The 14,707-nt window shown below is 64.8% G+C and carries 12 protein-coding genes and 2 tRNA genes; 1 reads left to right on the top strand and 13 read right to left on the bottom strand.

Annotated features, from left to right (window positions below):
• Window position 1: 1 nt before the first annotated feature.
• From nusA to rlmE, 10 genes are all read right to left on the bottom strand, one after another.
• Window positions 2-1,495, bottom strand: a complete 1,494-nt coding sequence (nusA, locus tag BMY30_RS15230; RefSeq protein WP_089715248.1) for a transcription termination factor NusA — start codon at window positions 1,493-1,495, stop codon at window positions 2-4.
• A gap of 43 nt (window positions 1,496-1,538) precedes the next feature.
• Complete coding sequence (gene rimP / locus BMY30_RS15225) at window positions 1,539-1,997, bottom strand: ribosome maturation factor RimP (protein ID WP_089715246.1); 459 nt, start codon at window positions 1,995-1,997, stop codon at window positions 1,539-1,541.
• A 216-nt stretch (window positions 1,998-2,213) separates the two neighbouring features.
• A tRNA-Met gene (locus BMY30_RS15220) sits at window positions 2,214-2,290 on the bottom strand.
• A 111-nt stretch (window positions 2,291-2,401) separates the two neighbouring features.
• Window positions 2,402-2,488, bottom strand: a tRNA-Leu gene (locus BMY30_RS15215).
• 23 nt (window positions 2,489-2,511) lie between these two features.
• Window positions 2,512-2,871, bottom strand: a complete 360-nt coding sequence (secG, locus tag BMY30_RS15210) for a preprotein translocase subunit SecG (protein WP_089715244.1) — start codon at window positions 2,869-2,871, stop codon at window positions 2,512-2,514.
• A gap of 4 nt (window positions 2,872-2,875) precedes the next feature.
• The gene (tpiA, locus tag BMY30_RS15205; RefSeq protein WP_089715242.1) at window positions 2,876-3,625 is read right to left on the bottom strand and encodes a triose-phosphate isomerase; all 750 of its coding nucleotides are present in this window, start codon (window positions 3,623-3,625) and stop codon (window positions 2,876-2,878) included.
• Between the two features lie 82 nt (window positions 3,626-3,707).
• Window positions 3,708-5,057 carry a phosphoglucosamine mutase gene (gene glmM / locus BMY30_RS15200; protein ID WP_089715240.1) on the bottom strand — a complete coding sequence of 450 codons (1,350 nt, stop codon included), beginning with the start codon at window positions 5,055-5,057 and terminating at the stop codon, window positions 3,708-3,710.
• On the bottom strand, window positions 5,050-5,913 hold the full coding sequence (folP, locus tag BMY30_RS15195) for a dihydropteroate synthase (protein WP_425283463.1): 864 nt from the start codon (window positions 5,911-5,913) through the stop codon (window positions 5,050-5,052). The genes glmM and folP overlap by 8 nt, the downstream gene beginning before the upstream one ends.
• Before the next feature lie 67 nt (window positions 5,914-5,980).
• The gene (gene ftsH, locus BMY30_RS15190; protein WP_089715238.1) at window positions 5,981-7,945 is read right to left on the bottom strand and encodes an ATP-dependent zinc metalloprotease FtsH; all 1,965 of its coding nucleotides are present in this window, start codon (window positions 7,943-7,945) and stop codon (window positions 5,981-5,983) included.
• A 196-nt stretch (window positions 7,946-8,141) separates the two neighbouring features.
• Window positions 8,142-8,816: a 23S rRNA (uridine(2552)-2'-O)-methyltransferase RlmE gene (gene rlmE, locus BMY30_RS15185; RefSeq protein WP_089715235.1), complete on the bottom strand. Its 675-nt coding sequence runs from the start codon at window positions 8,814-8,816 to the stop codon at window positions 8,142-8,144.
• A gap of 193 nt (window positions 8,817-9,009) precedes the next feature.
• Here rlmE and BMY30_RS15180 point away from each other — a divergent pair, with 193 nt between their 5' ends.
• Window positions 9,010-9,336 carry a YhbY family RNA-binding protein gene (locus tag BMY30_RS15180; protein WP_089715233.1) on the top strand — a complete coding sequence of 109 codons (327 nt, stop codon included), beginning with the start codon at window positions 9,010-9,012 and terminating at the stop codon, window positions 9,334-9,336.
• Window positions 9,337-9,514: 178 nt separating this feature from the next.
• On the opposite strand, the gene greA is transcribed toward BMY30_RS15180, so the two are convergent.
• The 3 genes from greA to carA are packed head-to-tail and all read right to left on the bottom strand — an operon-like array spanning window position 9,515 to window position 14,443.
• Entirely contained in the window at window positions 9,515-9,991 is a 477-nt protein-coding gene (gene greA, locus BMY30_RS15175; RefSeq protein ID WP_089715231.1) for a transcription elongation factor GreA, read from the bottom strand.
• Window positions 9,988-13,233 (bottom strand): carbamoyl-phosphate synthase large subunit, encoded by a 3,246-nt coding sequence (gene carB, locus BMY30_RS15170; protein WP_089715229.1) that lies wholly within the window; start codon window positions 13,231-13,233, stop codon window positions 9,988-9,990. The genes greA and carB overlap by 4 nt, the downstream gene beginning before the upstream one ends.
• Before the next feature lie 52 nt (window positions 13,234-13,285).
• Window positions 13,286-14,443, bottom strand: a complete 1,158-nt coding sequence (carA, locus tag BMY30_RS15165) for a glutamine-hydrolyzing carbamoyl-phosphate synthase small subunit (protein WP_211607370.1) — start codon at window positions 14,441-14,443, stop codon at window positions 13,286-13,288.
• Between the last annotated feature and the right edge of the window lie 264 nt (window positions 14,444-14,707).

The raw sequence follows: 14,707 nt of genomic DNA, 5'->3' as shown, positions 1-14,707 counted from the left end.
TTTACTGTTCGTTCTCGAACCATGGCGCACGGGCAGTCATGATCAGTGCCGCGGCGCGCTCCTCGTCTATTCCCTCGATGTCCAGCAGGTCATCGACGGACTGCTCGGCCAGGTCCTCCATGGTAACAATGCCCCGGCTGGCCAGAATGAAGGCCAGGTGGCGCTCCATACCGTCCATCTCCAGCAGGTCGTCGGCCGGCTGGGCGCCATCGAGCTCCTCCTCGGAGGCGATGGCCAGGTTCAGCAGTTCATCCTTGGCGCGAGCGCGCAGCTCCTCGATGAGCTCCTCGTCGAACTCCTCGATCTCCAGCATCTCTTCGACCGGCACATAGGCGATCTCCTCCAGGGAGGTGAAGCCCTCTTCCACGAGCAGTCGCGCCACGTCCTCGTCGATATCCAGGTGCTGGATGAAATGTTCGACCAGGCTGTCGATCTCCTGATCGCGCTTGTCCTCGGCCTCCTCCTCGGTCATGACGTTGAGACGCCAGCCGGTGAGTTCGGAGGCCAGGCGCACGTTCTGGCCGCTGCGGCCGATGGCCTGCGCCAGGTTGTCCTCGGCGACGGCCACGTCCATGGCGTGGGCCTCCTCGTCGACGAGGATCGAGCCGACATCCGCCGGCGCCATGGCATTGATCACCAGTTGGGCCGGATTGTCGTCCCACAGCACGATGTCCACACGCTCGTTCTGCAGCTCCGAGGAAACGGCCTGGACACGTGAGCCACGCATACCCACGCAGGCGCCCACGGGATCGATGCGCCGGTCATTGGTCTTGACCGCGATCTTGGCCCGCGAGCCCGGGTCGCGTGCCGCGCCCTTGATCTCGATGAGCTGCTCGGCGATCTCCGGCACCTCGATGCTGAACAGCTCGATGATCAATTCCGGGCAGGTGCGCGACAGGATCAGCTGGGCGCCGCGCGCCTCGGGATCGACCTTGACCAGCAGCGCGCGGACCCGCTCGTTCATGCGGTAGCGCTCGCCGGGGATCATCTCGCTGCGTGGCAGGAAGGCCTCGGCGTTATCGCCGAGATCGATGATCAGGCCGTCGCGTGTGGTCTTCTTGACGATGCCGGCGACCAGCTCACCCTCGCGCTCGGCATACTGGCGCACCACCTCGGCCCGCTCGGCCTCGCGCACCTTCTGCACGATGACCTGCTTGGCGGTCTGGGCGGCGATGCGGCCGAAGGAAGCATTCTCGATGCGCTCCTCGACCACGTCACCCAGCCCCAGGGGCGGGTCACGGCGCTCGGCGAAGGAGAGCTTGATCTGGGCATCGGGCCCGTCGAAGTCATCATCCTCGACCACCTCCCAGCGACGAAACGTCTCGTAGTCGCCGGTTTCGCGATCGATGTGCACCCGCACGCTGGCTTCCTCGTCATCGAAGCGCTTGCGCGATGCACTGGCCAGGGCCGCCTCGACGGCCTCGAAGATCACCTCGCGGGGGACCCCCTTCTCGTTGGAGATCGCATCGACGACCGCCAGAATTTCTTTACTCATGCCTTAGCCTCGCCAGTGAACCTGTCCTTATGCACCGAGCTCATCACGCGAACTGCGGGACCACTCGCGCCTGATCGATGCTCTCGATGGGAAAGCAATATTCCTCGCCGTCGATCTGCAGCAGCACCTCATCGCTCTCGACCCCGGCCAGCAGGCCCTGGAACTTGCGCCGCCCGTCGAAGGGCAGGCGCAGCTTCACGGCCACCACATGACCGGCGTATCGCTCGAACTGCTCGAGGGTGAATAGCGGCCGATCCATGCCCGGCGAGGAGACTTCCAGCCGGTACTCACCGGGCACCGGATCCTCGACATCGAGTACCGCACTGACCTGGCGACTGACATCGGCGCAATCATCCACGCTCACCCCATCCGGGTGATCGATATAGATCACCAGACGGGAATGCTTGCCCTGGGACAGATGATCAATGCCCCATAGCTCGAACCCCATGGCGGAGGCCACCGGCTCGATCAGCGCATGCAGTGCTGCATCCTTGATTGCCACGGAAGAAAGCTCCTACAGCCGTTGCATCAGGCACCTGGCCGGGAGTGAAGAGAAGAGTCAGGTGGCTGATTGGCGTTGCCCGGAACAGCGCCGCCGTCTCCGGCTGGCAAGCTGCTAACAAAAAGCCCCTTCACAGGAAGGGGCTTTCACAAGAAACCTGTATACCACTTCGGCTCTCCGACATGCCCCTCAACAACTGCATGCCTGCCAGGAAGATGGTAGCGGGGACCGGATTTGAACCGATGACCTTCGGGTTATGAGCCCGACGAGCTACCAGACTGCTCCACCCCGCATCAATCTAGGCCGGTGATTGTAAGCCCGCATGACGACTCCGTCAAGCGGCAACACCGCATACTGCCAATCCTGCTTCGAAGCCTCGATCATTGCATCGACCACTTCGTCATTGGTGCCGAAGGCGGGACTTGAACCCGCACGGCCATAAGGCCACTACCCCCTCAAGATAGCGTGTCTACCAATTCCACCACTTCGGCAACGGAGAGGCTGGATAGCGACATCAGTCGCCGCTTTCCTCCAGCGCTGGCGCAGCATTATCCACATCGCCGCCGCCATCGTCAAGGGTCGGCACGGCATTCTGCTGCTCGATCAGTTGGGCATCGGGAATGCCGGCCTCGGGCGCCTCACCGGCCTGGGAGGCAAACCAGGCCAGGGTCAGGGAGGTGGCAAAGAAGGCCGCGGCAAGCAACCCGGTGAACTTCGCCAGGAAGCTACCGCTGCCCCGCGAGCCGAACACGGTTTGGGAGGCACCGCCACCGAAGGCGGCACCGGCTTCGGCGCCCTTGCCCTGCTGCAGCAGGATGAGGACTACCAGGGCGATGGCGATCGCCACATGGGTCATGAGAATGGCAACTTGCATGGATTCAACCTGCTGACTGACAAATGGCTAGGAAATCGTCGACCTTGAGCGAAGCACCGCCCACCAGGCCGCCGTCGATATCGGGCTGGGCGAGCAGCTCGGCGGCATTATCCGCCTTCATGCTGCCGCCGTACAGCAGACGCATGCCACCGGCAAGCGCATCATCATAACGCGCCAGGCAGCCTCGTATGGCCGCGTGCACCGCCTGGGCCTGTTCGGGACTCGCCGTGCGTCCGGTGCCGATCGCCCAGACCGGCTCGTAGGCGATCACCAGCCGATTGCGCTCGGCCTCGTCGAGGGCGTCGAATACCGCCTCTACCTGGCCCAGCACCACCGCCTCGGTGCGTTCGGCCTCGCGCTCCTCGAGGGTCTCGCCGACGCACAACAGCGGCGTGAGCTCTTCATCCAGGGCCGCCTTGACGCGCGCCAGCACCGCCGCGTCGTCTTCACCGAACAGGGTGCGTCGCTCCGAGTGGCCGACCAGCACCAGCCGGGCACCGCACTCGCGCAGCATCGCCGCGCTGACTTCACCGGTAAGGGCCCCCGAGGGTCGATCACTGAGCGTCTGGGCACCGACCATCACCGAGGTCTCGCCGAAGGCCCGGCCCGCCGCCTCCAGGAAAGGAAAAGGCACCATCAGCGCCACCTCGACGTTCACAGGAAGGGAGACATCGGCAAAGCGCCGGCCGAACTCCTCGACAAGCGCCAGGGAGCCGTTCATCTTCCAGTTTCCGGCGATCAGCGGCATGCGCATGGGAATTCCTCTTTCAAGGTGGTGCGAAATGGTATAGGAGGGACCCATTCAAGACAACCGGCACCGGGCAGCCTGCCGACGATCAGCCGAGCAGCGCCTCGACGTCGTCGGCCAGACGACGTGCCAGAGAATCGACGTCCAGATGAGGACGTCCCTCGACCATCACACGGATCAGCGGCTCGGTGCCCGAGGCCCGCAGCAGCACGCGCCCCTGATCGCCCAGCTCCGCCTCCAGGCTGCTCACCGCCTGCTTGAGAGATTCCTGCTCCAGTAACGCCTTGGCATTGCTGCCGGGTGTCAGGCGTACATTGACCAGCGCCTGGGGTGCCTTCTGCAGGCCGGCGAGCAGGCGCCCCAGAGGCTGCTGCTCGCGGACCATGATCGCCAGCACCTGCAACGCCGAGACGATGCCGTCGCCGGTGGTCTGCACATGGCCACAGACGATATGGCCGGAAGACTCGCCCCCCAGCTGCCAGCCGTTGGCGGCCAGCCGCTCCATGACGTAGCGATCCCCGACCCGGGCGCGCTCAAAGGGAATGTCGCGCTCTTCCATGGCGGCCGCCAGGCCGAAGTTGGACATCAGGGTACCCACCACGCCACCACCCAGCTCGCCACGACCATGGCGATCCATGGCGATCAGATAGAGGATATCGTCGCCGTCGATCTCGCGGCCATCGGCATCCACCAGCAGCACCCGGTCACCGTCACCGTCGAAGGCCACCCCGAGGTCGGCCCCCTGCTGGATCACCGCTGCCCGCAGCGCAGCGGGATGGGTCGAGCCCACCTCCTGGTTGATGTTCAGGCCATCGGGATTGGCACCGATCAGGCGAACCTCTGCGCCCAGTTCGCGGAACACGCTGGGCGCGATGTGGTAGGTAGCGCCATGGGCGCAGTCGATGACCACTTTCAGCCCGTGCAGGCTGACCCGGTCTGGAATGGTCGACTTGCAGAACTCGATATAGCGACCGGGGGCATCATCGACCCGCATCGCCTTGCCCAGGTGATCCGGCGCCACTGTGGTCAGCGCCTCCCCGAGCATGGCCTCGATGCGTTCCTCGACCTCGTCGGCGAGCTTGGTGCCGGCGGCGGAGAAGAACTTGATGCCGTTGTCCTGGAAGGGATTGTGGGAGGCCGAGATGACGATGCCCGCATCGGCGCGGAAGGTGCGCGTCAGATAGGCAATCGCCGGGGTTGGCATTGGCCCCAGCAGCATCACGTCGACACCCGCGGCGGAGAGCCCCGCCTCCAGAGCCGATTCGAACATGTAGCCCGAGATCCGGGTGTCCTTGCCGATCATTACCCGGGCACGTCTCTTGTCCCGGGTCAGGACCCGGCCGGTGGCCCAGCCCAGCTTGAGCATGAAATCAGCTGTGATGGGCGACTCCCCGACGGTGCCACGGATGCCATCGGTACCGAAATAGCGTCTAGTCATGCGCACTACCTTCCTCGAGTACGGCCCAGGTCATGTTCACCGCGTCCACGTGGGGCCCCACGTCGTGGACGCGCAGAATACGGGCGCCGCGCTCCACCGCCATGGCGGAGAGCGCCAGGCCACCGGAGAGGCGCTCCTCCACCGGCCGGCCCAGCACCTTGCCGATCATGCTCTTGCGCGACATGCCCACCAACAGGGGCAACCCAAGCTCCCCCAGGCGGTCCATATGCTTGAGCAGCCGCAGATTGTGCTCCACCGACTTGGCAAAGCCGAAGCCCGGGTCGAGCAGCATGCGCTCGCGACGCAGCCCGCCCGCCTCGCAGGCCGCCACCCGCTCCGTCAGGAAGGCAGCCACGGCCTCCTCCACCGATTGATCGTAGTGCGGGGCGTCCTGCATGTCGCCGGGCTCGCCGAGCATGTGCATCAGGCACACCGGCAACCCGCTGACGACCGCCGCCGAGAGGGCACCCTCGCGACGCAGGTTGCGCACGTCGTTGATCATGCCCGCGCCGGCCTGTGATGTTGCCTGCATCACCGCGGGGGTGCTGGTATCCACAGAGACCAGAGCATCGAACTCGCGCACCAGGGCCTCCACCACCGGCACCACCCGGTCCAGTTCCTGCTGGACCGAGACCGGCTCGGCACCGGGACGCGTAGACTCGCCACCCACGTCGATGATCGCGGCCCCCTCGGCCAGCATCTGTTCGGCATGACGCAGTGCGTCATCCGGCACTGCATGGCGGCCGCCGTCGGAGAAGGAGTCGGGGGTGACGTTGAGGACCCCCATGATGCGGGGGAAGGAGAGGTCGAGCCGGTGCCGGCCACACGGCAGATGCGTCGGGGTACGGGTATCCATCGTCTTCCTGTCGGTCGAACGGCAAAGGCGCCCCGCAGGGCGCCTGAAAAGGGGGAACGCAGCGAATTCAGCTGCCGGCCGGACCACCCAGCGGGTCGGAAGGCCTCCGCGACGGCGTCTCGTCATCCTCGGCATCGTCGCTCGACTCCGGGGCGGACTCGGCCTGAGGCTCGCCACCCGTTGGCGTTCCGCTGCTCGGGTCGTCCCAGCCCTCGGGTGGCCGTGGGTCACGCCCTTCCATGATGTCCTTGAGCTGATGGGAGTCGATGGTCTCGTACTTCATCAGCGCCTCGGCCATGGCATCGAGCTTGTCGCGGTTCTCGTCGAGGATCTTCTTGGCCTGCTCGTAGCAGCCGTCGATGATCTTGCGCACTTCCTTGTCCAGCTTGGAGGTAGTCTCTCCGGACTTGAGCTTGCCGCCCTGGCCGGGGCCGCCCATGAACTGGTGGGACTCGTCCTCGTCGTACATGATCGGCCCCATCTCCTCGGAGAGACCCCACTTGGCAACCATGTTGTGCGCAAGCTCCGTGGCCCGCTTGATGTCATTGGAGGCGCCCGTCGTCACCCCATTGGGACCGAGCGTCATCTCCTCGGCGATCCGGCCGCCGAACAGCGAGCAGATCTGACTGATGATCTGCTGGCGGGAGAGGCTGTAGCGATCTTCCTCCGGCAGGAACATGGTCACGCCCAACGCCCGACCACGGGGAATGATGGTGACCTTGTAGACCGGGTCGTGCTCCGGCATCACCAGGCCGATGATGGCGTGACCCGACTCGTGGTAGGCGGTATTGAGCTTCTCCTTGTCGGTCATGACCATAGACTTGCGCTCGGCGCCCATCATGATCTTGTCCTTGGCCATGTCGAGCTCTTCCATGCCCACCAGGCGCTTGTTGCGACGCGCGGCGAACAGGGCCCCCTCATTGACCAGGTTGGCCAGGTCGGCACCGGAGAAACCGGGGGTACCACGGGCGATCAGCGACGGCTTGACGTCGTCGGCCAGCGGCACCTTGCGCAGGTGCACGTTGAGAATGTGCTCGCGACCGCGGATGTCCGGCAGCGGCACCACTACCTGGCGGTCGAAGCGGCCCGGGCGCAGCAGCGCCGGGTCGAGCACGTCGGGGCGGTTGGTGGCGGCGATGACGATGATGCCCTCGTTGGGCTCGAAGCCGTCCATCTCGACCAGCAGCTGGTTGAGGGTCTGCTCGCGTTCGTCGTTACCGCCGCCCATGCCGGCGCCGCGTGAACGGCCCACGGCATCGATCTCGTCGATGAAGATGATGCAGGGTGCCTGCTTCTTGGCCTGCTCAAACATGTCTCGCACGCGGGACGCACCGACACCCACGAACATCTCGACGAAGTCGGAACCGGAGATCGAGAAGAACGGCACCTTGGCCTCGCCGGCGATGGACTTGGCGAGCAGTGTCTTGCCGGTACCCGGCGGGCCCACCATCAGCACGCCGCGGGGAATGGTACCGCCCAGGCGCTGGAACTTGGTGGGATCGCGCAGGAAGTCGACCAGCTCCTCGACCTCTTCCTTGGCCTCGTCACAGCCGGCGACGTCGGCGAAGGTGGTCTTGACCTGGTCATGGGAGAGCAGCTTGGCCTTGGACTTGCCGAAGCTCATCGGCCCACCCTTGCCGGCACCCCCGCCCTGCATCTGGCGCATGAAGAACATGAAGATGGCCAGGATCAACAGGATCGGGAAGCTGGCGATCAGCAGGCGCATCCACAAGCTCTGCTGCTCGGGCTCCTTGCCCACCACGGTGACGTCATTGGCGAGCAGGTCATCCATCAGCTTGGGGTCTTCCGCCGCCGGGCGGATGGTCCGGAACTGCGAGCCATCGGTACGCTCACCGGTAATGGTATAGCCATCGATGGTCACGTTGCGGATCTGTTCGTTCTGCACCTGCTGGACGAATTGCGAATAGTTCATCGCCTGCGGTGAGCTGTCGACGCTGAAATTGTTGAACACCGTCAGCAACACTGCCGCGATGACCAACCACAGAATCAGGTTCTTCGCCATATCATTCAAGGGACTACCCTCATTGCAAGAATCTGTCGGCCGAAAATGCCTGGTCTTTCGACACTACATGAGCGGCACATGTTCAGCCAGCCTCCGTGGGGAGGGGAAACTGCTGTCACTGTGACACAGTCACGATGCCGTGTCCGGCAATCGGCCCGTTAGGCGCGACCTATCGTGAAAGCACCTAGCGCGACGAGGCATTGCCTCAGCCGCGAAACCCTTCCGCCAGCAGGTAGACCTCGCGGGAGCGGGCCCGGGAGGCCTCCGGCTTGCGGGTCACCACCCGCGTGAAGCTGCCGCGCAGCTCCTTGAGAAAGGCATCGAATCCTTCCCCCTGGAACACCTTGGCCAGGAAGGTGCCGCCGGGCGAGAGCGTCTGGCGTGCCAGGTCCAGCGCCAGCTCGGCGAGGAGCATCGCCTGGGGCTGGTCGATGGCCGCCATACCGCTCATATTGGGGGCCATGTCGGACATCACAAGGTCTACCGGTCGATCGCCTAGCGTCGCGAGGATCGCCTCGAGCACGCTCTCCTCGGTGAAATCGCCCTGGATGAAGTCGACATCCGCCAGGGCATCCATCTCCAGGATATCGGAGGCGATCACCACGCCTTCGGAGCCGACCTTCTCGGCGGCCACCTGGCTCCAGCCGCCGGGCGCGGCACCCAGATCGATAACCGTCATTCCTCGCCGCAACAAGCGATCCTTCTCGTCCAGTGCCAGCAGCTTGTAGCTGGCGCGGCTGCGATAGCCGTCCTGCCAACTCTGCTGCACGAAGCGGTCGTCGAAGTGCTCCTTCAGCCAGTCCTTGCTGGTCTTGCTGGTCTTGCTGGCCGGCGCCTTGCCGGTTGCGCCCTTGGCGCGGGAAGCATTGGAACGTGCCACGGCATCACCTGTGAATGACCATGAATGACAGGCAGTCGAGCGGTTTCCGGAAAGACCTGTGGAGGTACGACGGGGTGCTGACCTGCGGGACCGGCTGGTGGAATCCTGAGGATGGCAAGGCCACGCGCTTTCGCCCCGCGACGTTTCACCGTACCATGTGCGCTGCGCGCCAACCGGGAAGAAGCAAGATACCATGAGCTTGTCACAGGCACAAAAGAAAGCATTTCGCAGCATCGGCCACTACCTCGACCCCGTCGTCACCGTCTCCGAGAACGGAGCCTCCGAGGGCGTGCTGGCCGAGCTCGACCGCGCGCTGGGCGACCACGAGCTGATCAAGGTCAAGCTCGCCCTGCCCGATCGCGACGACCGCGCCGCCATGCTCGACGAGCTGGTCGCGGCGAGCGGCGCCGAGCTGATACAGAAGATCGGCAAAATGGCCCTGCTCTACCGCCATAACCCCCGGGTCAACCCCAAGCTCTCCAACATCACGCGCTTCGAGAACCACCACGGGCGGCGTTAGAGCGCCGAGCGCCGAGCGCCGAGCGCCGAGCGCCGAGCGCCGAGCGCCGCAGGATGATGCCACGGTGCTTTGAACGAGAAACCCCGCCGACCAGAGTCCGCGGGGTTTCTTCTTGCCTGCCGGTGAGCCCGCGCCGAGCCGCCCGTCACCAAATGGCCCGGCGCTTGTAGCTCGGCGCTTAGAGGTGCTCTACGCTCGAGATCTCGTACTCGACCTCGCCGCCGGGAGTCTTCACCACCACCACGTCGCCCTCTTCCTTGCCGATCAGGGCACGAGCGATGGGCGAGGTCACCGAGATGCGACCCGACTTGATATCGGCCTCGTCCTCGCCAACGATGCGATAGGTCACTTCCTCGTCGGACTCCAGGTTGATCAGCCCCACGGTCACGCCGAAGATCACCTTGCCGGTCTGAGGCAGCTTGGTGACATCGATCACTTGGGCGTTGGAAAGCTTGCCCTCGATCTCCTGGATACGCCCCTCGATGAAGCCCTGCTGCTCGCGGGCCGCATGGTACTCGGCGTTCTCCTTCAGGTCGCCGTGCTCGCGAGCCTCGGCGATAGCAGCAATTACCCGCGGACGCGCCTCGCTCTTGAGCTCCTCGAGTTCCTTGCGAAGCCGCTTCTCACCGGCGACGGTCATCGGGACCTTGTTCATTGCGTAGCTCCTGCATGCAGTTCCTGTAGCCGCCGCACGGTAATGGCATTGCCGTATTCGAGCGCCATGCAAACGGCATTGGCCCCTGCCAGGGTGGTGGCATAGGGAACCTTGCGGGCGAGTGCGGTGCGACGGATCACCGAGGAGTCGTTGATGGCCTGGCGGCCCTCGGTGGTGTTGACGATATAGGCGACCTCGTCGTTCTTGAGCAGATCGACGATATGCGGACGGCCCTCATAGACCTTGTTGACGATCTCCACCGGCAGGCCGGCGGCCTCTAGGGCCTCGGCCGTGCCACGGGTCGCGCACAGAGTGAACCCCAAGGTTACCAGAGAACGTGCCACATCGATAACTCCCGCCTTGTCCGGGTCACGCACCGAGAGGAAGGCCTTGCGGTCGCCATCCAGGGGCGGGATCGCCTCGCCGGCACCCAGCTGCGCCTTGTAGAAGGCCTCGGCAAAGGTGTCACCGCTGCCCATCACCTCGCCGGTGGACTTCATCTCCGGCGAGAGGATCGGGTCGACACCCGGGAACTTGTTGAACGGAAAGACCGCCTCCTTGACGCTGAAGAAGTGCGGCACGATCTCGCGGGTGAAGCCCTGCTCCTCGAGGCTGGAGCCGGCCATGCAGCGCGCGGCAATCTGAGCCAGCGAGGTGCCGATGCATTTGGAGACGAAGGGCACGGTACGCGAGGCACGCGGATTGACCTCGATGACGTAGATCTCGCCGTCCTGCCAGGCCAGTTGCACGTTCATCAGGCCCTTGACCCCGAGCTCCACGGCCATCTGCTTGACCTGCTCGCGCATCGCGTCCTGCACCTCGACGGGAAGCGAGTAGGGCGGCAGCGAGCAGGCGGAATCGCCGGAATGCACGCCGGCCTGCTCGATATGCTGCATGATGCCGCCGATCACCACCTGAGTCCCGTCGCTGACCGCATCGATGTCGATCTCTACGGCGGCATTGAGGAAGTGGTCGAGCAGCACCGGAGAGTCGTTGGAGACCTTGACCGCGTGGGTCATGTAGTTCTCCAGCTCCGAGGGGTCGTAGACGATCTCCATGGCGCGCCCGCCGAGCACATAGCTGGGGCGCACCACCAGCGGATAACCGATCGCCTCGGCCTTGGCGAAAGCCTCCTCGAAGCTGCGTGCGGTGGCATTGGGCGGCTGCTTGAGGCCCAGCTTGTCAATCATCTGCTGGAAGCGCTCGCGATCCTCGGCGCGGTCGATAGCGTCCGGCGTGGTGCCGATGATCGGCACGCCGGCAGCCTCCAGCTCGCGGGCAAGCTTCAGCGGGGTCTGGCCACCGAACTGCACGATCACGCCAACCGGCTGCTCCTTGTCGGCGATCTCCAGCACGTCCTCCAGGGTCACCGGCTCGAAGTAGAGACGGTCACTGGTGTCGTAGTCGGTGGAGACGGTCTCCGGGTTGCAGTTGACCATGATGGTCTCATAGCCGTCGTCATGCATGGCGAAGGCGGCGTGGACGCAGCAGTAGTCGAACTCGATGCCCTGGCCGATGCGGTTGGGTCCGCCACCCAGCACCATGATCTTCTTGCGGTCGGAGACCTCGGCCTCGCACTCCTCCTCGTAAGTGGAGTACATATAGGCGGTATCCGAGGCAAACTCCGCGGCACAGGTGTCGACCCGCTTGTAGACCGGACGGATACCGGCCTGCTGGCGAGTCTTGCGGAACTCCTTCTCGGCGACCCCCAGCAGGCTCGCCAGGCGGGCATCACTGAAGCCCTTGCGCTTGAGGGCGAACAGCTCGCGGGGGCTGAACTCAGACAGCGAGCGCTTCGCCACTTCGGCCTCGGTGCGCACCAGGTCCTCGATCTGCACCAGGTACCAGCGGTCGATGTTGGTCAGGGCGAAGACCTCGTCGACGCTCATTCCGGCACGCATGGCGTCGGCGACGAAGAAGATACGCTCGGCGCCGGCGGCCTGCAGCTCACCCTTGATGAGCGCCATGGCCTCGTCGGTGAACTCGCCGAGCTTGTGCTCAGGAAACTTGGGGTCGAGGCCGTCATTGCCGGTTTCCAGGCCGCGCAGCGCCTTCTGCAGCGACTCCTGGAAGGTGCGGCCGATGGCCATCACCTCGCCCACCGACTTCATCTGGGTGGTCAGGCGATCATTGGCCTGCGGGAACTTCTCGAAGGTGAAGCGCGGGATCTTGGTGACGACATAGTCGATGGACGGCTCGAAGGAGGCCGGGGTGCGCCCGCCGGTGATGTCGTTTTGCAGTTCATCCAGGGTGTAGCCCACGGCCAGCTTGGCGGCGATCTTGGCGATCGGGAAGCCGGTGGCCTTGGAAGCCAGCGCCGAGGAGCGCGACACCCGCGGGTTCATCTCGATGACCACCACGCGCCCGGTCTTGGGATCGACGCCGAACTGCACGTTGGAGCCGCCGGTCTCGACACCGATCTCGCGCAGCACCGCCAGCGAGGCGTCGCGCATGATCTGGTATTCCTTGTCGGTCAGCGTCTGGGCCGGGGCCACGGTGATGGAGTCGCCGGTGTGCACGCCCATGGGGTCGAAGTTCTCGATGGCGCAGACGATGATGCAGTTGTCGTTCTTGTCGCGAACGACCTCCATCTCGTACTCCTTCCAGCCCAGCAGCGACTCGTCGATCAGCAGTTCATGGTTGTTGGAGAGCTCGAAGCCACGGGTGCAGATCTCCTCGAACTCCTCCTTGTTGTAGGCCACGCCGCCGCCGGAGCCACCCATGGTGTAGGAAGGACGGATGATCACCGGGAAGCCGAACTGCGCCTGGATGCGCCAGGCCTCCTCCATGCTGTGCGCCACCTCGGCCTTGGGGCATTCCAGGTCGATGCGCTTCATGGCCTGGTCGAAGAGGTCGCGGTCCTCGGCCATGTTGATGGCATCGGCGTTGGCGCCGATCATCTCCACCCCGTATTTCGCCAGCACGCCGTGCTTGTCCAGGTCCAGCGCGCAGTTGAGCGCGGTCTGGCCGCCCATGGTCGGCAGGATGGCATCCGGGCGTTCGGCCTCGATGATCTTCTCCACCGTCTGCCAGGTGATCGGCTCGATGTAGGTGGCGTCGGCCATCACCGGGTCGGTCATGATGGTGGCCGGATTGGAGTTGACCAGGATGACCCGGTAGCCCTCCTCGCGTAGCGCCTTGCAGGCCTGGGCGCCGGAATAGTCGAACTCGCACGCCTGGCCGATGACGATGGGGCCGGCGCCAATGATAAGGATGCTCTGGATGTCGGTACGCTTGGGCATGACGGTTCCCGCGGCTAATCGATGAATGACGGTCAGATGGAGGCGGTGCAGCCTAGCGGCGTTCCTTCATCATGGTGACGAAGCGGTCGAACAGCGGCGATACGTCGCGCGGTCCCGGACTGGCCTCGGGATGACCCTGGAAGCTGAAGGCCGGGCGATCGGTACGCTCGATGCCCTGCAGGGTGCCGTCGAACAGCGAGCGGTGGGTGGCTCGTAGATTGGCCGGCAGGCTCGCCTCATCGGCGGCGAAGCCGTGGTTCTGGCTGGTGATCATCACCTTGCCGGTATCGAGGTCCTGCACCGGGTGGTTGGCGCCGTGGTGGCCATGGCCCATCTTCATCGTTCTGGCACCGCTGGCCAGCGCCAGCAGCTGGTGGCCCAGGCAGATGCCGAACACCGGAATCGTCGTCTCGAGGATTTCCTGGATCGCCTTGATGGCGTAGTCACAGGGCTCGGGGTCGCCGGGCCCGTTGGCCAGGAAGACGCCGTCCGGGTTCATGGCCAGCACCTCGGCGGCCGGGGTCTGGGCCGGCACCACGGTCAGGCGGCAGCCGCGAGAGGCGAGCATGCGCAGGATGTTGCGCTTGGTGCCGTAGTCGTAGGCCACCACATGAAAGGGGCGCTCCGCCTTTCCATCAGGGCCGGACACATCGGCATAGCCCGTGCCCAGGGTCCATTCGCCCTCGTTCCACTCATAGGGGGTCTGGCAGGAGACCACCTTGGCCAGGTCCATGCCCTTCAGGCCCGGGAAGGCGCGGGCGGCGGCCAGGGCACGATCGACGGCGTCGTCACCCTCGGCATCGGAACCGGCGAGGATCGCGCCGTTCTGGGCACCCTTGTCACGCAGGATGCGGGTCAGGCGGCGGGTGTCGATGTCGGCGATGCCCAGCACGTTCTGGCTCTTGAGGTAGTCGGAGAGCGTCTGTTCACAGCGGAAGCTGCTGGCCAGCAGGGGGAGGTCACGGATCACCAGGCCGGAAGCGGCAATGGCGCCGGACTCGACGTCCTCGGCGTTGACGCCGGTATTGCCAATATGTGGATAGGTCAGGGTGACGATCTGGCGGGTGTAGGAGGGATCGGTCAGGATTTCCTGGTAACCGGTCATGGCCGTATTGAACACCACCTCACCGCTGGTCTGTCCATCGGCACCGATGGCCGTGCCGTGGAATACACTTCCGTCTTCCAGGGCCAGTATCGCGGGCTTGTTCAATGCAACGTCCTCCCATGCTCGTCTAGGAATACTGCGCGTCATGGCCGGGCCCCGAGCGGCCGCCCCGCGGAAGGCCGCCCCGCGGAAGGCCGCCCCGCGGAAGGCCGCCCCGCGGAAGGCCGCCCCGCAAAAAAGCGGGACGAAATCCGATGTAAGACCGGTTTCATCCCGCTTGTTGTCATTCGCTCGGAACTGATTCGCTCAGAACATCAGCACACTGGGGGCCGAAGCAACAAGCGCAGCGAAGGGGGCTCTCGCCCATGC

The organism is Halomonas daqiaonensis (genome assembly GCF_900109725.1).
GTDB classification, from domain to species: Bacteria; Pseudomonadota; Gammaproteobacteria; order Pseudomonadales; family Halomonadaceae; genus Halomonas; species Halomonas daqiaonensis.
Note: the sequence above shows the minus strand (reverse complement) of the source record. Positions and strands in the feature narration are given on the sequence as shown.

Excerpts from the sequence above, each read along its gene's own strand:
- nusA (WP_089715248.1), bottom strand. The coding sequence starts at position 1,495 with ATGAGTAAAGAAATTCTGGCGGTCGTCGATGCGATCTCCAACGAGAAG.
- BMY30_RS15180 (WP_089715233.1), top strand. The coding sequence starts at position 9,010 with ATGAGCTTGTCACAGGCACAAAAGAAAGCATTTCGCAGCATCGGCCAC.
- tpiA (WP_089715242.1), bottom strand. The coding sequence starts at position 3,625 with ATGCGCATGCCGCTGATCGCCGGAAACTGGAAGATGAACGGCTCCCTG.
- folP (WP_425283463.1), bottom strand. The coding sequence starts at position 5,913 with ATGGATACCCGTACCCCGACGCATCTGCCGTGTGGCCGGCACCGGCTC.
- carB (WP_089715229.1), bottom strand. The coding sequence starts at position 13,233 with ATGCCCAAGCGTACCGACATCCAGAGCATCCTTATCATTGGCGCCGGC.
- greA (WP_089715231.1), bottom strand. The coding sequence starts at position 9,991 with ATGAACAAGGTCCCGATGACCGTCGCCGGTGAGAAGCGGCTTCGCAAG.
- glmM (WP_089715240.1), bottom strand. The coding sequence starts at position 5,057 with ATGACTAGACGCTATTTCGGTACCGATGGCATCCGTGGCACCGTCGGG.
- secG (WP_089715244.1), bottom strand. The coding sequence starts at position 2,871 with ATGCAAGTTGCCATTCTCATGACCCATGTGGCGATCGCCATCGCCCTG.